We start from the raw sequence: 23,296 nt of genomic DNA on the forward strand, positions 1-23,296 counted from the left end.
GGCATATCACCGCTTGCAGTACCGGGTGAATCAGAACACCTTGTTGTTACAGACAGTGATGAGCATGATGAGGAGGGCCACATTGTAGAGGATGCAGAGACAAGGATAAAGATGGTTGAAAAGAGGCTTTTAAGAAAATTTCCTCTTCTACAACGAGAGATTGAACCACCACTTATTTATGGCAATGAAAACCCTGAAATTATTCTAATCTGCTGGGGTTCAACCTATGGGGTTGTGAAGGAATGCGTTGATCAGCTTTCAGATAAGTACAGTATTTCAATGTTACACTTCAGTGAAATATGGCCCTTTCCGCTTAGAGATAAATTTGATTATTTAGCTTTTGTTGAGAAGGCCAAAAAGACCGTCTGTATAGAACATAATGCCACATCCCAGTTTGCAAGGCTTTTCAGAAGCGAGACAGGATATTCCTTTCATTACAGAATCAATAAATTTGATGGAAGACCATTTACAGTAGAAGAGCTAATAAGAAGAATTCTTAATGCTTTATGATCTGCATCTCTTACAGTAGCCGTATATCTCAAGCTTGTGCCTTACAGGGAAGAATTCCTTTTTTTCGGCAAGCTTTTTTTGGAGATTCTCGATATTTTCATCCACAACTTCTATAAATTTTCCACACTTCAGGCATATAAGATGATCGTGATGTTCCCTCATGTGCATCTGTTCATATCGTGTCTTCTCCTTTCCTATTTTTATCTCTTCTGCAAGTCCAGCCTCAAGAAGGAGATTGAGATTTCTGTGGACAGTTGCATATCCTATGGAGGAGTCCCTTTTTTTAACCTTATCAAAGAGCTCATCGACAGTTATATGTCCACCCGATGAGAGAAAGACATCCAGAATCTCTTCGCGCTGTCTTGTGTTTCTGAGACCCTGTTTTTTGATATATTCCCTGAAGATCTTTTTTGCCTCTTCCTTTCCCATAGATATTGATAATTAATTTCAACACAGCAAGAGAGCATTTGTCAAGTATTGAATTTACTGTAAGTTTTGAGGTATTATTTCAGCATGGATATTACAAGAGAGGTTGATTATGCGGTAAGATGTATAGTCTGTCTATCTTCTCAACCTGACAAAGTTAAAAGGGCTTCTTCTATTGCTCAGGAGATGGATATACCAGCTCCCTTTGTATCAAAGATACTCCAGAAGCTTTCAAAAAAAGGATTTGTTACACCCATAAGAGGTGTGAAGGGTGGATTCAGGCTTGCAAAAAGACCTCAGGATATTTCGCTTCTTGAAGTCGTAGAGGCGATTGATGGACCCATACCTGTAAATATATGTGTAATTGATTCAAAGAGCTGTAACAGGATAAAGAAATGCACTGTCCATCCGGTATGGGTAAGAATTCAGAAACTTATCAGAAAAGAGCTTGGCTCTGTAAGTTTTAAGAAACTTGTTTCTGAAGCAGGATAAAGTCCTTTAAACTTATCGCTTAATATTACCTCATAAGGTGCATTAAGGGGACATGATATTCTGATCCCCTGGACTTACAATTAATTTATCCTATCCGTCCTTCTAAAGGACAAAGATTCCGATTGAATACAGCAACGTTGAACTTTAAGATGGAAGGGTGAGTAAATTACATCTCTACTTGTACTTATTTATTTCTGAAAACTATATATACCAGATTGATGGATAGTGCTGTTATAGAGAGAATAGTAAGGAACGATTTTTGTGATGGTAATCTTATCAGGCTCTTTCACGGTGGAAAGGAGACCTTTGATTCAATTTTAAGGGCTATCGAGGATTCTGAGAGTTTTGTCTGTCTTCAGTTTTATATATTCAGGGCTGATGAAACAGGTAAGAAAATAGCCTCATTGCTCAAGAAAAAGGTAAAGGAGGGTGTCAAGGTATATCTCCTTTATGACCACTATGGTTCTTTTGGAACTCCACGGTCATTCTGGAATGACCTTAAAAAGGCAGGAATAAAGATTGCTGCTTCAAGACCCTTTAAACTTTCTGCACCTCTAAGATATATCAGAAGGGATCACAGGAAGTTAATCATTGTTGATGGCACAAGGGCCTTTACAGGTGGTCTAAATATAGCCAATGAATACAGCGGATTTCACTTGAGGCGAAAGGAGACCTGGAGGGATACGGGCATCATAGTTGAAGGTCCTGTTGTAAACAAACTATTTGAGGAGTTCAGAAAGACATGGAGAGTATGGACAGCCGAATCATTGAATAATATACCGCTGAAAAAGGTTTTTTATAAAAATGGTTATCCAGTAATTCCGATATTTGCTTCCTCCTTTAGCGGCAGCAGGAGATTCAGGAAATTGCTATATTATTGCATTAAAAATTCAAAAAATTTTATCTACATAACTACTGCCTATTTTGTTCCTGGCTGGAGGTTACTTCATTATCTTATACAGGCAGCAAGAAGGGGAGTAGAGATAAAATTACTTTTACCTGGTATAAGTGATGTACCTCCTGCACACTATGCTGGTAGAGCCTTTTATACTAGGCTTTTAAGAAACGGTATCAGGATATTTCATTACGAGGATGCTGTTTTACATGCAAAGAGTTATGTCTTTGATGGTTATTTCAGCATAGTTGGTTCTGCAAATCTTGATGCCCAGTCTTTGAGATGGAATGATGAGGGAAATGTAGGTATATGGAGCTATGAGTTTGGTGATTCCATGATAGAGCTTTTTAATAAAGATTTAAAGAGTTCCTCCGAGATAAAGCTTGAGGAATGGCTAAGAAGACCCTTCTGTGAAAAAATTAAGGAAAGATTCTTTGTCACATTCAGAAAGCGATTATAAGAGGGAGCTTAAGCCCCCTCTTATTAAAACAGACCCTTTACCCTTCCCTGTGTTTACATCTACATCTATTCTTCTGAATGCCGGGTCAGAGGCTGTCCCTGGCATGAGCTTTATATCACCCGCAACAGGCACAACAAAACCGGCTCCCTTAAAAACAAGGACATCCCTTACAAAGAGCTTCCATCCCTTTGGAACTCCTTTGAGATTAGGGTTATCAGATAGGCTGAGGTGGGTCTTTACCATGCATGTTCCGAGTTTACTGAGTTCCGGATCAGCTTCTATGTCTTTTAGCTTCTGATTTGCTAAAGGCGAAAACTCTACACCATCAGCACCATAAACTTCCTTTGCAATGAGTTCTATCCTTTTTCTTTGTGGCATGTCAAGTTCATAGAGGAATTTAAAATTGTTATCCTCCTTGCAGGCATCAATTACAGCATCAGCGAGCTCAAGTGCACCTTCACCACCATACTGCCAGTGCTTTGATACAGCCACCCTTGCTCCAGCCTGCTCGCAGAGTCTTCTGACAGCCCTTATCTCATTTTCTGTATCTGTATAAAAGACATTTATGCAGACAACGGGATTGACGCCTGCCTTTTTCACTATATTTATGCAGTGAATAAGGTTTTCTGTACCCTTTTCCACCCATGCTACATTCTCATGTTTATATTCCTCTGGTATGGGCCTTCCCGGTACTGGAATAGGTGCACCACCATGACATTTAAGCGCCCTGATGGTAGCCACTATTACCGCCGCATGGGGTTTGAGTCCTGAATACCTGCATTTCAGGTTCCAGAATTTTTCAAAACCAATATCAGCAGCAAATCCTGACTCTGTCACATGATAGTCACTAAGCTTAAGGGCAACCCTGTCAGCAATTATAGATGATTGACCGATTGCAATATTTGCAAATGGTCCTGCATGGACAAATACAGGTTGTCCTTCAATGGTCTGTATGAGATTAGGATTCAGCGCCTGAACCATCCAGGCTGTCATAGCTCCTGCTACCTCGAGGTCTTCTGTAGTGACAGGTTTTCCATTTTTGTCATAGGCAACAACAATCTTTCCAATCCTTTCTCTGAAATCCTTTAGATCCTTGGCTACTGAGAGTATTGCCATTACCTCTGAGGAGACAGCAATANCAAACCTTGATTCCATCATGAATCCGTCCTGACTTCCACCAATACCAATTATGATCTTTCTTAATGCCTGGGCACAGAAATCCATTACCCAGCCCATCTGGACATTTCTTGGATCAATGTTTAGTCTTTTAAGACCTCTCTTAGCAAGCTGCTCATCTGTGTAATTAAATTCATGTTGAAGCCTTGCTGTAAGGGCAACCATCGCAAGATTATGAGCATTCATTATGGCATTGATGTCACCTGTAAATCCCAGGGAGAAGGGTGTCAGGGGTATGCACTGTGAAAGGCCCCCACCCGCAGCTGAGCCCTTGATATTCATGGTTGGTCCACCTGAGGGCTGTCTTATTGCTGCCGTAACCCTTTTACCCCGCTTGCCAAGACCCTGGACAAGACCTATTGTGGTAGTTGATTTTCCTTCTCCAAGCGGTGTTGGTGTGATTGCTGTCACATCAATATACTTCCCATCAGGCCTGTCATTGAGCCTTGCGAGCACCCTTGCGTAGTCCACCTTTCCTATGTAATGACCATAGGGAAGGAGTTCTTCTTTTTCAAGACCAAGCTCATCAGCAAGCTGGTAGATGGTTTTCATATGTTTTTCTGCTTCTTCTGCAATCTGCCAGTCTACATATTTGGTTGGGTCAAGAACCATGGTAATCTCTCCCTTTATAAATTTAAGAATACTGCAGGTAAAACCTGCTTCAATAACTAATGAGGAGTTTTATCAGTTTTTCGTTCATTGAATGGAGATTTCTGCTTGCCACCTTTGCAATGGTCTTCATTATCTTGTACATTAGTAATGTGTCACTCTTCTCAAGTTCCTTGAAATCTTCCTTTTTAATTAAGAAGAGTTCTGTATTCTCAAGGGCCACAGCATGGGCACCGTGATTCTTTTTGTCTTCTATGAGGGAAAGTTCTCCAAAAAAATTGCCTTCCTTAAGTACAGCAAGTGCCTGTTTCCAACCATCAGGAGTTGTCTTCGATATCTCAACCTTTCCTTTATGAATCATATAGATACCTTTTGTCGGATCACCTTCCTTAAAAATTGTTTTTCCTTTCGGATAAAACTCTTGAGAGACTATCTTTGAGAGCTTTTCTATCTCGCTATCATTCAGTTCATTGAGGAGAGTCTGTTTTTTTAGCTCACTTTTTATTGACATATCATCCTCCTTTAACAGCCCTGCGTCGGGACATTATGAATAGTTTACAGGTATATTAAATTTTTTCTATTCTTACAGCACATACCTTGTATTCCGGTGTCTTTGCGTGTTTGTCAAGAGCAATGTTGTTTGTTAGTACGTTTACAGGTGCATTTATATAATGGATGGGCATGAAGATTTCACCTCTTTTCACTCTTTCTGCAATTCTTGCCTCTGTAATAATACTTCCCCTAGGTGAAATAATTTTTATTGAATCTCCTTCTTTAATTGCAAGCCTTTCAGCATCTTCAGGACTGATCTCAGCATATGTTCCGGGATCATAAATGTTAATAGCCTTTACCTTTCCTGTCATGGAGCCAAAGTGGTATTTATGGAGAACCCTTCCTGTTGTGAGTATAAAGGGGTAATCGTTATTCACTGTTTCATAAGGTGGTTCATATTTAACAATCATGAATGGAACTTTCCCTCTGGGGAAACCACCTTTATAAAGATAAGTAGTGCCTGGATGGTCTTTCGTTGGACATGGCCACTGAATACCCTTTTCTTTTATTCTGTTGTAGGTAATACCTTCAAGAGCAGGCCATAAACTGGCGAGTTCTTCAAATATTTCCTCTGCAGTAGAGTAGCTCATCGGATATCCCATCTTGCCTGCGAGGGCACAGATTATCCAGGAGTCTTCTTTTGCTTCACCTGGTGGATTTAATGCTTTTCTTACAAGCTGTATCCTTCTTTCAGTATTGGTGAATGTACCTTCTTTTTCTGCAAAGCAGGCTGCAGGGAAAACTACATGGGCAAGCTGAGCTGTTTCAGTTAAAAATATATCCTGAACAATTAGAAATTCAAGAGATTGAAAAGCCTTTCTTGAGTGACTGACATTGGGATCACTGAGAACAGGATTTTCTCCCATTACATAGACAGCCTTTATCTTATTTTTCAGAATGGCCTCAGAAATCTCTGTTGCATAAAGTCCTGGCTCAGGTGAAAGTTTCACGCCCCAGGATGATTCAAATTTTTGCCGAATCGCAGGAATATCCACCCTCTGGTATCCTGGATAAACATTAGGAAGACATCCTGCATCACAGGCACCCTGGACATTGTTCTGTCCTCTTAATGGATTTATTCCCGTACCCTCACGGCCAATGTTTCCTGTAAGGAGTACCAAGTTGGAGATAGCATTGACATTTTCAGTACCATGGGAGTGCTGGGTTATTCCCATTGTAAAATAAATCGCAGCCTGTCTTGAACTTCCATAGGTAATAGCAGCCCTGATAATCTTTTCCTTAGAAACACCAGTAATTTTTTCACCAATTTCAGGAGTATATTGTTCTATATGCTTTTTGAAATCCTCAAAATTTGTTGTGTTGCTTTCAATGAATTCTTTATTTAATAGACCTTCTTTTATAATTACATGAGCCATGGAATTAAGAAGTGCCACATCTGTTCCGGGTCTGTGATTTAACCATATATATGCAAATCTGCACATAGAGATCTTCCTCGGATCAGCTACAATTATCTTTGCCCCTTTTCTATGTGCCCTGACCATGAAATTTGCTATTACAGGATGGGTCTCTTTAGTGTTGGAGCCAATTATAAATATCACTTCATTTTTTTCTATCTCCTTTATTGAATTTGTCATTGCTCCTGAGCCGAATATGGTGGCCAGACTGGCCACTGTGGGTGCATGTCAGAGCCTGGCACAGTGATCAACATTATTTGTACCGATAACCGCCCTCATAAACTTCTGGAATAGATAATTTTCTTCTGTGGTACATCTTGCTGAGCTAAGTCCTGCAATTGCATCAGGACCGTAATTTTTTTTAATTCTAAGTAATTCCCTGGCAGCGTAATCAAGGGCATCATCCCAGGATACTTCAATAAAATCAGAGCCTTTTCTTATAAGGGGTTTTTTAAGTCTTTCAGGCGATGAGATAAATTCATAGGCAAAACGCCCCTTAATGCAGAGAAGCCCTTCATTTGGTATGGAGTCTTCCTTTGAGGTTATCCTTATAACCTCATTATCTTTGATGTGAAGGGTTATATTACAGCCAACACCGCAGTAAGGGCAGACTGTATCAACCTTTCGTACATTCCAGTACCTTCCCTTTCTCAGCCATTCTTTACCTACGAGGGCGCCTGTTGGACAGACCATTACACACTGTCCGCAGAATTCGCAGTTTAGGTCATCCTCAAAAGGAGGGCATACCTTTGTACTGAATCCCTTATAGGCGAAATCTATTGCTCCCACACCCTGAATTTCATCACATATCTTTACACATCTTCCACATAGAATACATTTCTCCATGTCCCTTTCTATGAAAGGATTGTTATCTTTTCTGGTATAGATTCTTCTTTCTCCACGAAAGACAGGGATTCTAATTTCATATTTGTATGCGAGTTCCTGGAGTTCACATTCACCTGTTTTCTGGCAGGTCATGCAGTCATAGGGATGATCACTGAGTATTAAATCAATAAGGTCCCTCCTTAATTCTTCTATATAGGGTGAGTTTGTTACGACCTCCATGTTTTCCTCAACCAAAGTAATACAGGATGGTAAAACATTACCGTTTGCTTCAACTATACAAACCCTGCAGGCACCGGAGGGTGTTATTTTAGGATGGTAACATAAAGCAGGTATATAGATTCCTAGTTTTTTTGCTGCCTCAAGTATGGTGGTACCTTCTGGTACTGTTATTTTCTTGCCGTCAATGCTAAGGCTTACCATTTAAAACCTCCAGTTACTGCCTTTTGACTGCATTGAATTTGCAAACCTTAAAACAGGCTCCACACTTTATACATAAAGGCGAATCAATTTTATGGGGCTTTTTTCTTTCTCCATATATTGCCTCTGACGGACAGACCTTCTTGCACAGTCCACAGCCTTTACAGATTTCTTCGATAATAGAGAATGTGATAAGGGCTGTACAGACACCGGCAGGACATTTTTTATCCTTTATATGAGTAATATATTCATCTCTGAAGTGATTAAAGCTTGTTATAAAAGGATTTGGAGCTGTCTTTCCCAGTCCGCAGAGTGAGGTTGTGCTTAATAATCTGCTCAGTCTTAACAGTGTTTCAAGATCTGTTTCCTTCCCCTTTCCTTCAGTTATCCTGTTTAAGAGTTCATACATCCTTTTTGTGCCAATCCTGCATGGTGTACATTTACCACAGGATTCTTTCTGGAGGAAATCAAGAAAGAATTTTGTTATGGAAACAATACAATCATCCTCGTCAAAAACTGTGATGCCACCAGAACCAACGATTGTACCAACCTTATGGAGATTTTCATAGGTTAATCCCATATCAAGCATTGAAGCTGGAATCAGTCCTCCTGATGGCCCTCCTATCTGGACAGCCTTAAATTTTCTGTTCCCCTCTATCCCCCCACCGATATCATAAATAATCTCCTTCAATGTCATACCCATGGGGATTTCTATCAAACCGTTGTTCTTAACCTTTCCTGATAGTGTGAAGACCTTTGTTCCCTTACTATCTGGGGTTCCTATTGATGAGAACCATTTAGCACCCTTACCAATTATTAATGGTATATTTGAAAGTGTTTCAGCATTATTTATAACAGTAGGTTTACCCCATAAACCCTTTTCAGCAGGATAGGGTGGTCTGAATCTTGGTGTTGCCCTTTTTCCCTCAATGGATTCAAGAAGTGCGGTTTCTTCACCACATATGAAGGCCTCTGTTCCGAAACTGAATTCTATATCAAAATTAAAATCTGTTCCAAATATATTTTTACCTATAAATCCGTATTCCCTTGCCTGAGCTATTGCTTTCTGTAATCTTTTAACAGCAAGATGGTATCTTTCCCTTATAAATATATATCCTTTCTCCGAACCTATGGCGTATCCACCAATTAAGAGTCCTTCTATGATGGAATGGGGATTTCCTTCAGCTAACGGTCTATTAACTTCACCAACATTGCAGATAATGTATTTAGGATAAGCCTTCTGCTGTCTGCAGATGTCCCATTTTTTACCTGTGGGAAAACCGCTTCCACCCCTTCCCCTCAGGCCTGAGTCTATTATCTTTTTTATAACCTCTTCTGGTGTTAACCTTGTTATAGCCCTTTTTGCCGATTTATAACCTTTTATGTTTAAGTAATCCTCTATTGATTCAGGGTCTATCTGCCCGCAGGGTTCAAGGACGATTTTTAGCTGTTTATCGTGAAAGGACTGATAATCCTTATTAACGGTCCATTCTGATACAGTTCTTCCATTGATAATGTGTTCTTCAATTATTCTTTCCACCATATGGGGTGTAACGGACTGGTAGGTTATTTTCTGGTCATCAATAATGATATCCACAAGTACATCTTTTGAACAGAAACCTCTGCATCCCACACCCTTTATCTTGCATGTTTGACCGAGTTCTGCTATAAGGTCGGCTCTGTTAAGGTGCTGCTTAAAAGCCATTAGAACATCCTCTCCTCCAGAGGCCTTACCCGAGGTTCCAAGACATACTCTTATTTCTATGTTTTTTTTATTCATATTCAAATCCTGTAAATTCATCTTCTCTTTTATAACCAGTAATAATCTTTTTTATCTCTTCTCCGTTCATCTTTCCGTAAACCCTGTCATTAACTATAACAACAGGTGCAATGTTACAGGCACCTACACAAGTTGCTTTTTGGACCGTAAAAGTAAGATCAGAAGTTGTATCTTCCCCATCTCCTAGGGAAAGGTTTGTTTTTAGGACATCTAACAAATGATTAGCACCCTTGATGTGACATGCAGCACCGCAACACACTGTGATTATATTTTTACCCTTTGGTTTTAGATAAAATTTCGGATAAAATGTAATAACTCCATAGAATTTGCTGGCAGGTATATCAAGTTTTTTAGAAAACCAGAAAACCACATCTTTAGGGATGTAACCATAAATATCTTGGATTCTCTGAAGAAGGCCTATTAGATTGTATTGATTTTTCCTGAATTCTGTCAGTAATTTTTCAAGAATTTTTTCCATCTGCTATTATAAACTAAATAAAAAAACCTTGTAAAATTTTAAAAACTTATAAAATTATTATCTTTTTTTGTTGTTACTTAAATAAACAATAGGTGTTACTTTTAAAAAAGCATTATAAAAGTACTGAGAATTCAATATTTTTTATTTCTTAGTTGGAAGGTCTTTATCTCAGCGTTCTAAGTCTAGCGATTTCTTCTTGATAGCCATATATATGGGCACCGGCGCTGTAGGCATATATGGGGCCATTCTGTAATCCTATTTCCTGGCAGACATACTGTTTGAGCAGTTCAATCCCGCCAAGATTTGTTGGAAATCCTGCCCATAAATCCCAGGATCTGAAATAGGCTGTTACCGTAAGGATGAGATTTCCATGTACAGGTATTACCTTGAAGTCTAGAAGCCTTAAACATGGAGGGTCAAGCTTTCCATCCTTTCCATAACATATATCAAGGTCTTCAGGTGTACCTATCTCAAGCACTGCCTGGTTGGTAAGTGGAGTCCTTTTTAAAATCTCAATAACCCTTTCAAGCTGGGTACCTCCTCTTGGCATCCTTGCCTGGATTCTTGAGGCATATCTGTAGGTCTCATTTTCTGATAGTTCAGGATTCATAAGATAATTGGCAAAGTAGTCTTCTATATATTCCATTGAGGTCGGAGCAGGAATACCTAGATGAGCAGGAATTACAGGAACCATATCCTTATCTGGATGTTCTATAAACACTGCTATGCCAGGATACTGGAGTCTGTATTGTTCTTTTTCAAAAGAGCCTTTTTGGATATCCTGTCTGTATGCATGATCAAAGAGATTATAAATAACCTGAAACCAGGCATCTGAAATAGTCTTTGCATGAATGCATAGAGGTGTCATAAAATAACTACCTTTCTTGCAACATCTACAACTTTCTTTGCTCCATCTATTGCACTAAGTGCATTCTCTTCTGAGTATTCTTCTGAGGTATAAAATCTATATTACCATAAAAAGCAAGTTCCCTTTCTCTTCTGAACCACTTGGATATTTCTGCAATGTCTGGAAGATGTGTCCGGATGTCTAAAGGAAATTTATCTCTCTGTTCAAGAATCATCATTCCAATATCATGCCACTTTAACGGATTCCCTAACTGTCTGAGCATGGCCTTCTGTGCGAGCTCTACCATTTCCTGTGCTTCCCTAATGATATTTGAGTAGTGCTTTTTTAAGATAAAACTCGAGAACCTCAAATCTTGTTTGAGCCTTGAGCATGTAATCTCTTGGAGGCTGATTTTAGTCATAATTCTATTAAATCTATGTATTTATAGTCAGGTTTAAGTTCCCAGTAATATCCGCCTTTGAAAGGATAGCTATGTCAGAGTCCGGCCTGACAGTATCCCTTGCAACTGAACCGAAAAAAGCATTTGTTACCAGCCTTTCTAAATAATAGTTGATGGTCAATCCTTCAAGCTTTTCTATCAGATCGTAGAATTCTTCTCTGTAAGGCATTGTTGTATTTTAACAGGTAAGATGGAGACATATCACTGTTTTTCTGGACCTGTCCCTTTCGTTATAAAATTCTACTGCCTCGGGTGTCTTTTTTATAACCACATCCATGCCCTGCGCCAAGAGAGTTTTTATAAGTTCTTCCGGCACCTTCATAACTCCATTATAGCCTGTACCAATTATTAATAAATCTGGTTTTTCCTTTATAACCTCTTCAATATCATCAAGGTGCAGAAGATGACCTTCCTTCCGCCACCAATAAGGATTGATTCTGTCAGGAAAAATTATTATATCTGTCGTGTATGTCTTGCCATTTATGATAATTCTGCCAAAGGAATAATGTTCTATAACCATGTATTATTATATAACGTTTTATAAAAAGATTATCAGTGGATCCTTTATCAAATATCAACAAGTAACTGTGGGTTTTCTTTAATAATATCAAAAAATTTCCTTACCACCTCAGGATCAAATTGTCCGCCTGTTTGTTTCTCTATCTCTTTAAGGGTTTCTTCCAGTGTAAGGGCTGGTCTGTAAGGTCTATCACTCGTCATTGCCTCAAAGGCATCGACAAGTGATATTATCCTTGCTTTTATGTCAATATCCTCTCCTTCGATGCCTTCGGGATAGCCCTTACCATCATACCTCTCGTGATGCTGAAGAATTACTTTTTTAAGGTCATGAAATAGCATTCCATCAAAAAGCTCAGCTCCCTTTATTGGATGCATTCTGAGAATATCAAATTCCTCAGAAGTCAGCGGTCCCTTTTTATTAAATATCCTGTAGGGAATCCTGAGTTTTCCTATGTCTGAGAGTGCCGATGCCTGTTCAAGAATTTCAAGATCCTTTGAGAGCAGACCGAGCCTTTTGCCTAATTCAACAGAAAGTATTTTCAATCTCTTGCTCCTTCCCTTTCTGTAAAACCTATTTTCTTCAAGCACGTCACCTATTAAGGTTTCCACCACATAGGTATAACCCTTTGTAACTCTCTCGAAACTCTGAATGTTTTTAAAGATACCTGATAGATGATTTGAAAATACTGTCATCATCTCCACATCATGATGGCTGAAGGTTTCACCGGGAACTCCTTCAACCATTACCCCTCCTATTAATGACTCTTTCAAGCTCACAGGAATTACCATAACCTGTCTCCCTGAAGCGGGATGGATATCCAGAATAGGAAGGCCATTTTTCAGGATTCTGAACAGCAGGTCTTTATCTTCTCCGGATATTTCAGGATTGAAACCATAATTTCTTATATAATTATAGGTAAAATCACTGCTATTTTTTCTTATATATATAATACCTCGCTCAGCTGAAATGATATCTACTATATACTTTATAAAACTTTTTGTTATTTCTTCCATTTCTCTTCGCTCACAGAGACTTACTGTTATGTCTCCTGTCCTTTTCAATCTGCCGATATTTATTTCCATTAAATTGAGTCTTTTCTTAGTCTCTTGACTCAAGAGATGTAGTGCCTTATTCGTTGATTCAAGTTCTTTTAGAGAATACCGGAGTTCTCTGTTCATTTCTTCAAGTTTTTCCTTATATCTCATCTCAGCCCTGAGTTCAGATATTTCCTCTTGCAGATTCCTCTTTAATATCATTAGATTTTTGAATTTATGTATCAGATCTTTGACTTTGACTGAAAGCTCCTCCATCTCATCATCTCTCTCTTTTGTTGTATGTTCCATGAGATCGGGATCATTAAGCATAAAGAGAATTTTTTTGAGGGGATCTAATAATAATCGGTTAACTATTACTGAAGTCAGAATAAGGGCTGTTAAAAACACTAAAATACCTGATATAGCCCATATCCTTTTAAGTCTTTCCATAGCAATAATAATTTCTGAGAGGTCGTACTTTATTTCTATAATACCCAGTATCTTTCTGTCACCGTGGCAGGACTGGCATGGTGGAGAAGATTCAATTGGTTTCAGATAATAGAGCCTGTCCTGAAACATTTTTTTTTGCTGGATATAATCCGCTGACATCAGTCCTACCTCTACTGTTCTCATGGATTTGAGTATAATGCCTTTTTCGTCAAGTATCCTAAGCGAGAGGATGTTATCCATAGTGCTATAATCTCCAATTATGGAATTAATAGCTTCAGGTTTTCCAGTGAGCATAGTAGTTTCAATGTCTCTCTGAAAGAGAGAAACAATCCTTTGCATATCTTTATTCTTTTGTTCTTCTTGATTTTTCTTAAGGAAGTGATTATAGATAGATATATTTAGCATGTGGGAGGCTATTATAATTATGCTGAATAGTGATAATAATTTAATTCTTAAGGTCATTATTCCTCCGTTAAGATTTTAGCAAAAAATGGTTCTCTTTTTAAAGCATACAAAACTCTTTTTAAGTAATACGGTCATTTGTTCTTCAGTGGTTTAAATTAAAAAAATATTGCAGAGTAAAATCAAGAAAAAATCCATAATATGTTAAAATAATCTCTATGAAAAGATTACCTGAATGGATTAAGGGACATAAATTGAATTTAAATCATGAAACCAGAAAGAGGTTGAAACAATATAGACTTCATACCGTCTGCGAGGAGGCAAAGTGCCCCAACAGACAGGAATGTTTCTCAAAACCAACTGCAACATTTCTGATCCTCGGTCCATACTGTACAAGAAATTGCGGTTTCTGCTCTGTAAACCATATGAAGGGTCCTCTCCGCGTTGATTTTGATGAACCAAGGAGAATAGCCCTTGCTGCGAGGGAGTTAGGCCTCAGACATGTGGTTATTACATCAGTTACAAGGGATGACCTTCCCGATGGGGGAGCATCTCATTTTGTTAAGGTTATAAAAAAAGTAAGGGAGGTCTTGCCTTTTACAACAGTTGAGGCTCTTATACCTGATTTTAACGGAAATCTTGATGCATTGGAATCCGTACTGGAGGTAAGGCCTGATGTGCTTAATCATAATGTTGAGACAGTTCCTTCTTTATATAAAAAGGTAAGACCCGGAGCCTCCTTTGAGAGATCTCTCATAATTTTAAAAAAGGCAAAGGAGATGAGACCGGATATCCTGACAAAATCTGGTCTGATGCTCGGTCTTGGTGAGAGTCTGGATGAGGTTATTGAGGTCCTAAGAATGCTTAGGTCCGTGAATTGTGATATTGTCACTATAGGTCAGTATTTGAGACCTGCAAAAGAGAATCTTCCTGTTGTAAAATATATCTCGCCGTATGTATTTAGAGAGCTTGGCAATCTCGCAAAAAAGATGGGCTTCAGGCAAGTTATTTCAGGTCCCCTGGCCAGGAGTTCAATGAATGCTGAAGAGGTCATGAATAAAGTTCTTAATTAAAGAATAATATAAGAGTAATGGAGTGTAAATATGAAGAAGGTTGAATGCAGGATTACAAGCAGGATTGACAGACTGCCTCCTTATGTCTTTGCTGTTGTGAATAATCTGAAGATGCAGGCAAGAAAACAGGGTGAGGATATCATAGACCTCGGGATGGGTAATCCTGATATGCCAGCACCTCCCCATGTTATTGAAAAACTCTGTGAGGCTGCAAAGAATCCAAAGAATCACAGATATTCTGCATCCCGTGGTATCACACAGCTGAGAATGGCTATATGTGAATGGTACAAGAGGCGTTTTGATGTTGACCTTGATCCAGAGACAGAGGCTGTTGTAACCATAGGCTCAAAGGAAGGCCTGTCCCATCTTGCTTTAGCCCTTATAGAACCTGGAGATGTTGCATTGACCCCAACTCCAGCATATCCGATTCATCCTTACAGTGTAATAATTGCTGGAGGAGAGGTGAGGAGCGTACCCATAGGTTATGGAATAGACTTTTTTGCTGAGATTGAAAAGGCCTTTAAAACATCATGGCCAAGGCCGAAGCTGCTTATAATAAATTTCCCCCATAATCCTACAACCCTTGTGGTTGAGGGTCTTGCTTTCTTCAAGAAAATTGTAGATTTTGCAAAGGAAAACAATATAATGGTAATACATGATTTTGCTTACGCAGACCTGGTCTATGATGGATATAAGGCTCCCAGTTTTCTACAGGTACCAGGTGCAAAGGATGTGGGTGTTGAGTTCTTTTCAATGACAAAGAGCTACTCAATGGCCGGCTGGAGGGTTGGATTCTGCGTTGGAAATAAAGATATAGTAGGAGTGCTTACAAGGATAAAGAGTTATCTCGATTATGGAATGTTTCAGCCAATACAGATAGCTGCAATAGTGGCACTGAGGGGTCCTCAAGATTGTGTGGAACAATACAGAAAAACCTACGAATCGAGAAGGGATGTACTTGTCCAGGGACTCCAGAAGATTGGCTGGTACGTTGAACCTCCTAAGGCAACCATGTTTGTCTGGGCAGAGATTCCTGATCCTTTTAAAAAGATGGGTTCACTGGAATTTGCAAAATTCCTTCTTAAGGAGGCAAAGGTTGCTGTTTCCCCTGGAATTGGATTTGGAGAAGGTGGAGATCATTATGTAAGATTTGCCCTTGTAGAAAATGAACATAGAATCAGACAGGCAGTAAGGGGAATTAAAAAAGCACTATCTCTTGGAAGCTGATATGGCAGGAATAGGAATAATAGGTTTCGGCACCGTTGGCACAGGCACAGTAAAGATTTTACTTGAGAAAAGAGAACTCATAAAAAAAAGAACGGGCCTTGAGTTAAAGATCATTAAGATTGCTGACCTTGATATAACAAGAGACAGGGGAGTAAAGCTTCCTGAAGGAATACTCACCACTGATGTCTCAGAGGTGATAGATAATCCATCAGTAGATATTGTGGTTGAGCTTATCGGTGGACTCAGACCTGCCAAGGATTTTATCCTGAGGGCAATAAGGAACAAAAAACATGTTATAACTGCAAACAAGGCCCTTCTTGCAGAGGATGGAGAAGAGATATTCAGCGAGGCAAGAAGAATGGGTGTTATGATAGGATTTGAGGCATCAGTTGGGGGAGGAATTCCTATTATAAAAGTAATAAAGGAAGGTCTTGCTGCTAATAAATTTTTATCCATTTATGGAATAATAAATGGCACCTCAAACTATATTCTTACAAAGATGGCCTCTGAAAAGATATCCTTTGAGCAGGCACTTAGAGAGGCACAGAGACTGGGCTATGCAGAGGCTGACCCTACTCTTGATGTAGAAGGGATAGACGCTGCTCACAAACTCGCAATACTTTCATCCCTTGCCTTTGGAATACCGCTTTCTTATAGAAAGATATACAGGGAAGGAATCACCGGTATCACCCCACTTGATATAGAGTTTGCAGGAGAGTTAGGCTACAGGATCAAACTCCTTGCTATTGCAAAACTTACAGATGGAGAACTGGAGCTAAGGGTTAATCCAACAATGGTTCCTGAAGATTATCTCATATCAAAGGTTGAGGGGGTTTTTAATGCAATATATGTAGAAGGAGACGCTGTTGGTCCAACCCTTTATTATGGAAGAGGAGCAGGAGATATGCCCACAGGAAGTGCGGTTGTGAGCGATATAATTGATATAGCTAAGAAGATTAACTGTCCTGAGAACATTCCAGTTGGTATAGATTACAGTAATATTAATATTAAGGATATAGGAACTATAATGAGTATGTATTATTTTAGATTTACAGCAATTGACAGGCCTGGTGTTCTTTCAAAGATATCGGGAATCCTTGGGGAACATAATATCAGCATTGCCTCTGTTATTCAGAAGGGAAGGCGTGTCGGTGGTGCAGTGCCTCTTGTTATTCTCACCCATATGGCAAAAGAGCAGGATGTAAAGATGGCTCTCTCGGAGATTGATACTCTGCCTGTTGTTGCTGACCGGAGTTTTTTCCTCAGGGTTGAAGGTAAGGAAGAAGATATTATAAAATAAATTTTTCGGAGGTACGAGGTTGGAGCCAGACAGAAAAATAAATATTAAAGGTCTTGTCTGTCCCCATACCTTNGTTAAGGCAAAACATGAAATAGAAGATATGGAAGGTAGGTCAGGTACTAAAGATACTTCTTGATTATGAGGAGGCGTCAAGGAGTATCCTTGAATCAATGAAAGATCATGGGCATAAGTTTCTTAGGTTGAAAAGATAAATGATAGGGACTGGATTATAAAGGTGAAAAAGGAGAAGGATTGATGGATTTCACAGAGGAGCAGCTTCAGAGATACTCAAGACATATAATCCTTCCAGAGGTAGGAGGAAAGGGCCAGAAGAAACTCCTAAATGCAAAGGTCTTTCTTGTTGGTGCAGGAGGACTTGGCTGCCCTGTAGGTTATTATCTAACAGCTGCTGGCGTAGGTACTATCGGGATCATAGATAATGACAATGTAGAGCTAAGTAATCTCCAAAGGCAGATAGCCCATAGTGTTCATACCCTTGGAATGCCAAAGGTTGAATCAGCAAAGAAGACCTTTGAGGCCCTCAACCCTGATGTAAATATTATTGCAATAAAAGAAAGGATAACAAAGGATAACATAATTGACTTTATCCGGGATTATGATATTGTTGTTGATGGAAGTGATAATTTCCCCACACGCTATCTAGTAAATGATGCCTGTGTAATGCTAGGAAAGCCACTTGTAAGTGGAGCAATCCTGAGATTTGAGGGGCAGGTTACAACCATAATCCCGAAGGAAGGTCATTGTTACAGATGCCTGTTTGAAGAGCCTCCACCGCCTGGTCTTGTACCTACCTGTCAGGAAGCAGGTGTGCTCGGAATCCTTCCAGGTGTGATCGGAGCTTTACAGGCTACCGAGGTTATAAAAATTATACTTGGTAAAGGAGAAATTCTTAAAAATGAGCTTCTCATTTATAATGCGCTGAATACCACTTTCAGAAAGGTAAAGGTTAAGAGAAATCCTGATTGTCCTGTCTGCAGTGACAATCCCAGGATAAAAGAGCTAATAGATTATACAGAAGGATATTGTGCTATCAGATAGGCTCTTTATCAGTCCCCTGGTTTTCATAGAGATGATAGAACATTCAAAAGAGGTTTTTCCAGAAGAGGCCTGTGGCATACTTGCAGGAAGTGCAAACAGGATAAATTATATATTTAAGATGGCAAATGTAGAACATTCTCCTGTTAGTTATCTTATGGATTCAAAAGAACAGTTCATGGTTATGAAGGAGATAAGGCAGAAGGGCCTTGAGATGCTGGGAATCTATCATTCCCATACATCAAGCGATGCCTATCCATCGGGTAAGGATATAGCCCTTGCCTTTTATGATGTTGCTTATGTGATTATTAGCCTTATGCATGAAAATCCTGTGGTAAGGGCTTTCAGGATTCAGGAGCAAAAGTGGTTTAAAGAGATTGAGCTTATTATAGGGTAGCTCTTGGTAAGATTATTTTATTAAAATAATAAAAACCTGGAGGTAAGAAATGGGTTATGTTCAGGGTTTAAAATGCCGGGAGTGCGGAAGAGAATATCCGGTCGAACCCATTTATGTCTGTGAATTCTGTTTCGGACCCCTTGAGGTTATATACGATTATAAAAAAATTGCAAAGGTTCTTACAAAAAGAAAGATACAGCAGAGGGGCAAGAATCTCTGGAGATATAAAGAATTATTACCTGTTGAAGGAGAGCCTGTTGCTGGAATAAATGCTGGCTTTACACCTCTTGTAAAGGCTGAGAGACTCGGTGAGGCCCTGGGAGTAAAGGAGCTTTATATAAAGGACGACACTGTAGCCCATCCAACCCTTTCATTTAAAGACAGGGTTGTTTCTGTTGCCCTCACAAAAGCAAGGGAATTCGGATTTGATACAGTTGCCTGCGCTTCTACAGGAAATCTTGCCCATTCTGTATCTGCTCAGGGAGCCATGGCTGGATTCAGGAGATTTGTCTTCATACCAGCAAGCCTCGAGCCAAGCAAGATAATAGCCTCTCTTGTTTATGAACCGAATGTCGTTGCTGTTGATGGAAACTATGATGATGTTAATAGACTATGCAGTGAAATAGCTAATAAATACAGATGGGCCTTTGTGAATATAAACATAAGACCTTACTATGCAGAGGGTTCTAAGACTCATGGTTTTGAGATAGTTGAGCAGCTAGGATGGAGGACTCCAGACAATGTTGTTATACCATGCGCCAGTGGCTCACTGCTTACAAAGATATGGAAGAGCTTCAAGGAATTTAAAGAGATAGGTATTATAAAAGAAGTAAAAACAAAGGTTTTTGGTGCCCAGGCAACTGGATGCAGTCCAATAATAACTGCTCTTAAACAGGGTGTGGATGTAATAAGACCTGTAAAACCGAATACTATAGCAAAGTCTCTTGCGATTGGAAATCCTGCTGATGGTTTTTATGCCCTCCAGACAATAAGGGAAAGCGGTGGCTTTGGTGCTGATGTAAGTGATGAAGAAATTATTGAGGCTATGAAACTTCTTGCAAAGACAGAAGGCATATTTGCAGAAACAGCTGGTGGTGTTACAGTGGCTGCTGCTAAAAAACTGATAAAGGATGGCTATATAAGGCCTGATGAAGTAACTGTTATATGCATAACAGGTAATGGTCTCAAGACACAGGAGGCTTTAAATGGAAAGGTGCCTTCACCCCATTATATAAAGCCTTCCTTAGCCTCTTTTGAAGAGGTAATGAAGAATAAAGGACTTCTCTAAGGAGGTTATTTTAATGGCAGTAAAGGTAAAGATACCAACCCCGCTTCAGAGACTAACAAATGGTAAGGATGAGGTTGAGGGAAAGGCAGGTACCATTATAGACCTCATCACTGACCTTGATAAGAGATATCCTGGACTCATGGAGAGGATTGCAGAAGGTGGAAAGATCAGGAGATTTGTAAATATCTACGTGAATGAAGAAGATATCAGGTTCTTGCAGGCTGAAAATACAGTTGTTAAGGATGGGGATGAGGTATCCATAGTGCCTGCAATTGCAGGAGGTCAAAGGAGGTTAATGTGAAAAAGAGAGTCAAGCTTACCTTTCCACAGCATCTCATTAAGGAGCCTGTTCTTTTCAGGATGGCTAAGACCTATGATGTAATGCCAAATATCAGAAGGGCACGGGTAACTGAGACAGTAGGCGAGATGGTGCTTGAGCTTGAAGGAACTGAAGAGAATTTAGAAAAGGGTATTCAGTCCCTTAGGGAGCAGGGTGTTGAGGTAGAACTAATAGAGGGTGAGTTTCTGGAGTGAACATGTCTTTAAAACTTGAAAGAATTGATACCTGGCAGGGTATCATTCAAAGGTACAGGGGATTTTTACCTGTTACTGAATCAACCCCTGTTGTAACCCTTAATGAGGGTAATACACCTTTATTAAGAAGCCATAATTTAACAAGAAAACTCGGTATAGATTTTGAGCTTTACTTTAAGTTTGATGGTGCAAATCCCACAGGTTCTTTTAAAGATCGTGGCATGACCCTGGCTATATCTAAGGCGCTGGAGTCTGGCTCAAAGGCTGTAATATGCGCATCTACAGGAAATACTTCAGCCTCAGCAGCAGCCTATGCGGCAAGGGCTGGTATAAAGGCAATTGTAATAATACCTGCTGGAAAGATTGCCCTTGGAAAGTTATCTCAGGCACTAATACATGATGCGGTTGTACTGCAAATAGATGGAAATTTTGATAAAGCCCTAAGCATAGTAAGGGAACTGGTTCAGAGATTTCCCATTACACTTGTTAACTCATTGAATCCCTATAGACTTGAAGGTCAGAAAACAGCAGCCTTTGAGGTATGTGACCAGCTTGGTTTTGCTCCAGATTATCATGCCCTTCCAGTTGGAAATGCTGGAAATATAACTGCCTACTGGAGGGGATATAAGGTTTATAAAGAAAAGGGCCTAATAGATTCTCTTCCAAAGATGCTCGGGTTTCAGGCAGCTGGCGCGGCACCTCTTGTACTTGGAAGGCCTGTTGAAAATCCTGAAACCATTGCAACAGCCATAAGAATCGGTAAACCTGCAAGCTGGGAAGGTGCTATTCAGGCAAGGGATGAATCGGGCGGGAGGATAGAGGCTGTTACTGATGAGGAGATTCTCCAGGCCTACAGACTCATTGCTTCTACAGAAGGTATTTTTTGTGAACCTGCTTCTGCTGCCTCAGTTGCAGGAGTTATCAAACTCTGGAAAGAAGGATACTTTAAAAAAGGCTCATCAGTTGTATGTACTCTCACAGGTCATGGATTAAAGGATCCTGATACTGTATTTAAGGTTACAAAAGAACCACTCAAGATAAAGGCAGAACTTTCCGAGATTGAAAAATTTATAGAGGATAAATTATGAAATACATAATAATTGTACCTGATGGAATGGCAGACAGACCTTTAAAAGAGCTGGGTGGTAAGACCCCTCTTATGGTTGCCTTCACACCAAATATGGACAGGCTTGCCTCTGAAGGCATTGTAGGAACTGTAAGGACAATACCCGAAGGCCTCTATCCAGGCTCTGATGTAGCCAATCTGAGCATAATGGGATATGATCCAAGAAAGTATTACACTGGCAGGGCGCCTCTTGAGGCAGCAAGTATTGGAGTTAATCTCACAGAGGAAGATGTGGCTTACAGATGCAATCTTGTTACCCTTCAGTTCAATAAAGATAAAACTCGAGCGATAATGGATGACTACAGCGCGGGTCATATTACAACAGACGAGGCAAGGGAGCTTATAAGGGCAATAAATGAAGTCCTTTCAAATGACTCAATATCCTTTTATCCAGGAGTTAGCTACAGGCATCTTATGGTCTGGAAAAAAGGCATAGGAGAATGTGATTGTACACCACCCCATGACATTATAGGTAAGGAAATAACAGATTATCTCCCTTCTGGAAAGGCTGATGAAACCCTGAGGTCTTTGATGCTCAGGTCTGTATCTATCCTTGAGTCTCATCCTGTAAACAGGTCAAGGATTCAGAGAGGTTTAAAACCTGCAAACAGCATATGGCTCTGGGGACAGGGCAAAAGACCGAAGATGCCTACTTTTATGGAAAAATACGGTATTAAAGGTTCATTGATCTCAGCAGTTGATCTTACAAAGGGATTGGGCATCTATGCAGGTCTCAGGATAATAAATGTACCCGGTGCTACTGGCTATATAGATACAAATTATGCTGGCAAGGCTGAATACGGGATAAACAGTTTAAGGGATAATGACCTTGTCTATATTCATATAGAGGCACCTGATGAGGCATCCCATGAAGGTAGTATTGAAAAAAAGATAAAGGCAATAGAGGACATAGATGCCCTCGTGATTGGCACAGTCCTGAGGATGCTTAAATCCTTTGAAGAATACAGGATACTCATCCTTCCAGACCATGCCACACCAATATCAGTAAGAACACATACTGAAGAACCTGTTCCTTTTATACTCTATGATAGTAGAAAAAGGGCTGGCAAACAACTGAAATTTGATGAGTCATTAAGAGATCTGAAGGAGATTATAAGAATTGATGAAGGCTATAAATTAATGGACTACTTTATAAGAGATCAGCTTTAGAAGCAATTTTATATAAATCTGATCTTACCTTCCAATCAGCAATACAGGCATGATGACGTTACATATGCAAAGGCTTAATAATTTACCCTCTTGAAAGAGGGCAGTTACAAAAAGGCAGAATACCAGAAAGAGATTTACCTGGCAAGGGAGGAGTATTTGCTCCTTTAAATTTAAGTCTATATGCATATGCAAGTAATAATCCTCTGATATATATTGATCCTGAAGGAAATAAGAGGGTTGCACTATATGATAAGGATTTTGAAACACAGGCAGTAGCTCAGATTGAAGAATGGTCTAAGCAATATCCTGAAGAGACCATATGGGCTAAGCAGGTAGAAAGCATAGAAGATTTTAAG

Annotated in this window: 24 protein-coding genes; 13 read left to right on the forward strand and 11 right to left on the reverse strand. The window is 39.6% G+C overall.

Features of this window, described 5'->3' with window-relative positions; translation table 11 throughout:
- On the forward strand, nucleotides 1–510 hold a 510-nt coding region (locus N2257_05810; protein ID MCX7793902.1), incomplete at its 5' end, for a 2-oxoacid:acceptor oxidoreductase subunit alpha.
- Here the strand turns inward: N2257_05810 and N2257_05815 are convergent.
- Entirely contained in the window at nucleotides 505–939 is a 435-nt protein-coding gene (locus N2257_05815) for a transcriptional repressor (GenBank protein MCX7793903.1), read from the reverse strand. The two genes, N2257_05810 and N2257_05815, sit on opposite strands and share 6 nt — an antisense overlap.
- A gap of 84 nt (nucleotides 940–1,023) precedes the next feature.
- Here N2257_05815 and N2257_05820 point away from each other — a divergent pair, with 84 nt between their 5' ends.
- Nucleotides 1,024–1,428: an Rrf2 family transcriptional regulator gene (locus tag N2257_05820; GenBank protein MCX7793904.1), complete on the forward strand. Its 405-nt coding sequence runs from the start codon at nucleotides 1,024–1,026 to the stop codon at nucleotides 1,426–1,428.
- A 218-nt stretch (nucleotides 1,429–1,646) separates the two neighbouring features.
- Nucleotides 1,647–2,783 carry a phospholipase D-like domain-containing protein gene (locus N2257_05825; GenBank protein ID MCX7793905.1) on the forward strand — a complete coding sequence of 379 codons (1,137 nt, stop codon included), beginning with the start codon at nucleotides 1,647–1,649 and terminating at the stop codon, nucleotides 2,781–2,783.
- On the opposite strand, the gene N2257_05830 is transcribed toward N2257_05825, so the two are convergent.
- From N2257_05830 to N2257_05875, 10 genes are all read right to left on the reverse strand, one after another.
- On the reverse strand, nucleotides 2,778–4,571 hold the full coding sequence (locus N2257_05830) for a formate--tetrahydrofolate ligase (protein ID MCX7793906.1): 1,794 nt from the start codon (nucleotides 4,569–4,571) through the stop codon (nucleotides 2,778–2,780). The genes N2257_05825 and N2257_05830 overlap by 6 nt on opposite strands.
- 49 nt (nucleotides 4,572–4,620) lie before the next feature.
- A complete protein-coding gene (locus N2257_05835; protein MCX7793907.1) occupies nucleotides 4,621–5,079 on the reverse strand; it encodes a cyclic nucleotide-binding domain-containing protein in 459 nt (152 codons plus the stop codon).
- Nucleotides 5,080–5,134: 55 nt separating this feature from the next.
- The gene (gene fdhF, locus N2257_05840) at nucleotides 5,135–7,801 is read right to left on the reverse strand and encodes a formate dehydrogenase subunit alpha (protein ID MCX7793908.1); all 2,667 of its coding nucleotides are present in this window, start codon (nucleotides 7,799–7,801) and stop codon (nucleotides 5,135–5,137) included.
- Nucleotides 7,802–7,814: 13 nt separating this feature from the next.
- On the reverse strand, nucleotides 7,815–9,578 hold the full coding sequence (locus tag N2257_05845) for a 4Fe-4S binding protein (GenBank protein MCX7793909.1): 1,764 nt from the start codon (nucleotides 9,576–9,578) through the stop codon (nucleotides 7,815–7,817).
- Complete coding sequence (locus tag N2257_05850; protein ID MCX7793910.1) at nucleotides 9,571–10,056, reverse strand: NAD(P)H-dependent oxidoreductase subunit E; 486 nt, start codon at nucleotides 10,054–10,056, stop codon at nucleotides 9,571–9,573. The genes N2257_05845 and N2257_05850 overlap by 8 nt, the downstream gene beginning before the upstream one ends.
- A 163-nt stretch (nucleotides 10,057–10,219) precedes the next feature.
- Complete coding sequence (locus tag N2257_05855; protein MCX7793911.1) at nucleotides 10,220–10,924, reverse strand: thymidylate synthase; 705 nt, start codon at nucleotides 10,922–10,924, stop codon at nucleotides 10,220–10,222.
- A gap of 46 nt (nucleotides 10,925–10,970) precedes the next feature.
- A complete protein-coding gene (locus N2257_05860; protein ID MCX7793912.1) occupies nucleotides 10,971–11,324 on the reverse strand; it encodes a HEPN domain-containing protein in 354 nt (117 codons plus the stop codon).
- 13 nt (nucleotides 11,325–11,337) lie between these two features.
- Nucleotides 11,338–11,532, reverse strand: coding sequence for a hypothetical protein (locus N2257_05865; GenBank protein MCX7793913.1), 195 nt, complete (start codon nucleotides 11,530–11,532; stop codon nucleotides 11,338–11,340).
- A 9-nt stretch (nucleotides 11,533–11,541) separates the two neighbouring features.
- The gene (locus tag N2257_05870) at nucleotides 11,542–11,883 is read right to left on the reverse strand and encodes an Mth938-like domain-containing protein (protein ID MCX7793914.1); all 342 of its coding nucleotides are present in this window, start codon (nucleotides 11,881–11,883) and stop codon (nucleotides 11,542–11,544) included.
- 47 nt (nucleotides 11,884–11,930) lie between these two features.
- Nucleotides 11,931–13,829, reverse strand: a complete 1,899-nt coding sequence (locus N2257_05875; protein MCX7793915.1) for an HD domain-containing protein — start codon at nucleotides 13,827–13,829, stop codon at nucleotides 11,931–11,933.
- Between the two features lie 158 nt (nucleotides 13,830–13,987).
- Between N2257_05875 and lipA the strand changes: the two genes are divergently transcribed.
- The 10 genes from lipA (at nucleotide 13,988) to N2257_05925 (ending at nucleotide 22,940) form a co-directional block, all read left to right on the forward strand.
- A complete protein-coding gene (lipA, locus tag N2257_05880; protein MCX7793916.1) occupies nucleotides 13,988–14,842 on the forward strand; it encodes a lipoyl synthase in 855 nt (284 codons plus the stop codon).
- A gap of 30 nt (nucleotides 14,843–14,872) precedes the next feature.
- Nucleotides 14,873–16,069: an alanine transaminase gene (gene alaC / locus N2257_05885; GenBank protein MCX7793917.1), complete on the forward strand. Its 1,197-nt coding sequence runs from the start codon at nucleotides 14,873–14,875 to the stop codon at nucleotides 16,067–16,069.
- Nucleotide 16,070: 1 nt separating this feature from the next.
- On the forward strand, nucleotides 16,071–17,369 hold the full coding sequence (locus N2257_05890) for a homoserine dehydrogenase (protein ID MCX7793918.1): 1,299 nt from the start codon (nucleotides 16,071–16,073) through the stop codon (nucleotides 17,367–17,369).
- 255 nt (nucleotides 17,370–17,624) lie between these two features.
- Nucleotides 17,625–18,428 carry a molybdopterin-synthase adenylyltransferase MoeB gene (moeB, locus tag N2257_05895; GenBank protein ID MCX7793919.1) on the forward strand — a complete coding sequence of 268 codons (804 nt, stop codon included), beginning with the start codon at nucleotides 17,625–17,627 and terminating at the stop codon, nucleotides 18,426–18,428.
- Nucleotides 18,415–18,822, forward strand: coding sequence for a M67 family metallopeptidase (locus N2257_05900; protein MCX7793920.1), 408 nt, complete (start codon nucleotides 18,415–18,417; stop codon nucleotides 18,820–18,822). The genes moeB and N2257_05900 overlap by 14 nt, the downstream gene beginning before the upstream one ends.
- Nucleotides 18,823–18,871: 49 nt before the next feature.
- Nucleotides 18,872–20,110 carry a threonine synthase gene (gene thrC, locus N2257_05905; protein ID MCX7793921.1) on the forward strand — a complete coding sequence of 413 codons (1,239 nt, stop codon included), beginning with the start codon at nucleotides 18,872–18,874 and terminating at the stop codon, nucleotides 20,108–20,110.
- A gap of 13 nt (nucleotides 20,111–20,123) precedes the next feature.
- Nucleotides 20,124–20,411: a MoaD/ThiS family protein gene (locus N2257_05910; protein ID MCX7793922.1), complete on the forward strand. Its 288-nt coding sequence runs from the start codon at nucleotides 20,124–20,126 to the stop codon at nucleotides 20,409–20,411.
- Complete coding sequence (locus N2257_05915; protein ID MCX7793923.1) at nucleotides 20,408–20,644, forward strand: NIL domain-containing protein; 237 nt, start codon at nucleotides 20,408–20,410, stop codon at nucleotides 20,642–20,644. The genes N2257_05910 and N2257_05915 overlap by 4 nt, the downstream gene beginning before the upstream one ends.
- Before the next feature lie 2 nt (nucleotides 20,645–20,646).
- Entirely contained in the window at nucleotides 20,647–21,732 is a 1,086-nt protein-coding gene (thrC, locus tag N2257_05920) for a threonine synthase (protein ID MCX7793924.1), read from the forward strand.
- Nucleotides 21,729–22,940: a cofactor-independent phosphoglycerate mutase gene (locus N2257_05925; GenBank protein MCX7793925.1), complete on the forward strand. Its 1,212-nt coding sequence runs from the start codon at nucleotides 21,729–21,731 to the stop codon at nucleotides 22,938–22,940. The genes thrC (N2257_05920) and N2257_05925 overlap by 4 nt, the downstream gene beginning before the upstream one ends.
- Nucleotides 22,941–23,296 lie beyond the last annotated feature (356 nt).

The organism is Thermodesulfovibrionales bacterium (assembly GCA_026417875.1).
GTDB lineage: Bacteria > Nitrospirota > Thermodesulfovibrionia > Thermodesulfovibrionales > CALJEL01 > CALJEL01.

Excerpts from the sequence above, each read along its gene's own strand:
- N2257_05865 (MCX7793913.1), bottom strand. The coding sequence starts at position 11,532 with ATGCCTTACAGAGAAGAATTCTACGATCTGATAGAAAAGCTTGAAGGA.
- N2257_05850 (MCX7793910.1), bottom strand. The coding sequence starts at position 10,056 with ATGGAAAAAATTCTTGAAAAATTACTGACAGAATTCAGGAAAAATCAA.
- N2257_05815 (MCX7793903.1), bottom strand. The coding sequence starts at position 939 with ATGGGAAAGGAAGAGGCAAAAAAGATCTTCAGGGAATATATCAAAAAA.
- N2257_05825 (MCX7793905.1), top strand. The coding sequence starts at position 1,647 with ATGGATAGTGCTGTTATAGAGAGAATAGTAAGGAACGATTTTTGTGAT.
- N2257_05870 (MCX7793914.1), bottom strand. The coding sequence starts at position 11,883 with ATGGTTATAGAACATTATTCCTTTGGCAGAATTATCATAAATGGCAAG.
- alaC (MCX7793917.1), top strand. The coding sequence starts at position 14,873 with ATGAAGAAGGTTGAATGCAGGATTACAAGCAGGATTGACAGACTGCCT.
- lipA (MCX7793916.1), top strand. The coding sequence starts at position 13,988 with ATGAAAAGATTACCTGAATGGATTAAGGGACATAAATTGAATTTAAAT.
- N2257_05875 (MCX7793915.1), bottom strand. The coding sequence starts at position 13,829 with ATGACCTTAAGAATTAAATTATTATCACTATTCAGCATAATTATAATA.
- moeB (MCX7793919.1), top strand. The coding sequence starts at position 17,625 with ATGGATTTCACAGAGGAGCAGCTTCAGAGATACTCAAGACATATAATC.
- thrC (MCX7793924.1), top strand. The coding sequence starts at position 20,647 with ATGTCTTTAAAACTTGAAAGAATTGATACCTGGCAGGGTATCATTCAA.
- thrC (MCX7793921.1), top strand. The coding sequence starts at position 18,872 with ATGGGTTATGTTCAGGGTTTAAAATGCCGGGAGTGCGGAAGAGAATAT.
- N2257_05855 (MCX7793911.1), bottom strand. The coding sequence starts at position 10,924 with ATGACACCTCTATGCATTCATGCAAAGACTATTTCAGATGCCTGGTTT.
- N2257_05820 (MCX7793904.1), top strand. The coding sequence starts at position 1,024 with ATGGATATTACAAGAGAGGTTGATTATGCGGTAAGATGTATAGTCTGT.
- N2257_05845 (MCX7793909.1), bottom strand. The coding sequence starts at position 9,578 with ATGAATAAAAAAAACATAGAAATAAGAGTATGTCTTGGAACCTCGGGT.
- N2257_05925 (MCX7793925.1), top strand. The coding sequence starts at position 21,729 with ATGAAATACATAATAATTGTACCTGATGGAATGGCAGACAGACCTTTA.
- N2257_05860 (MCX7793912.1), bottom strand. The coding sequence starts at position 11,324 with ATGACTAAAATCAGCCTCCAAGAGATTACATGCTCAAGGCTCAAACAA.
- N2257_05890 (MCX7793918.1), top strand. The coding sequence starts at position 16,071 with ATGGCAGGAATAGGAATAATAGGTTTCGGCACCGTTGGCACAGGCACA.
- N2257_05910 (MCX7793922.1), top strand. The coding sequence starts at position 20,124 with ATGGCAGTAAAGGTAAAGATACCAACCCCGCTTCAGAGACTAACAAAT.
- N2257_05835 (MCX7793907.1), bottom strand. The coding sequence starts at position 5,079 with ATGTCAATAAAAAGTGAGCTAAAAAAACAGACTCTCCTCAATGAACTG.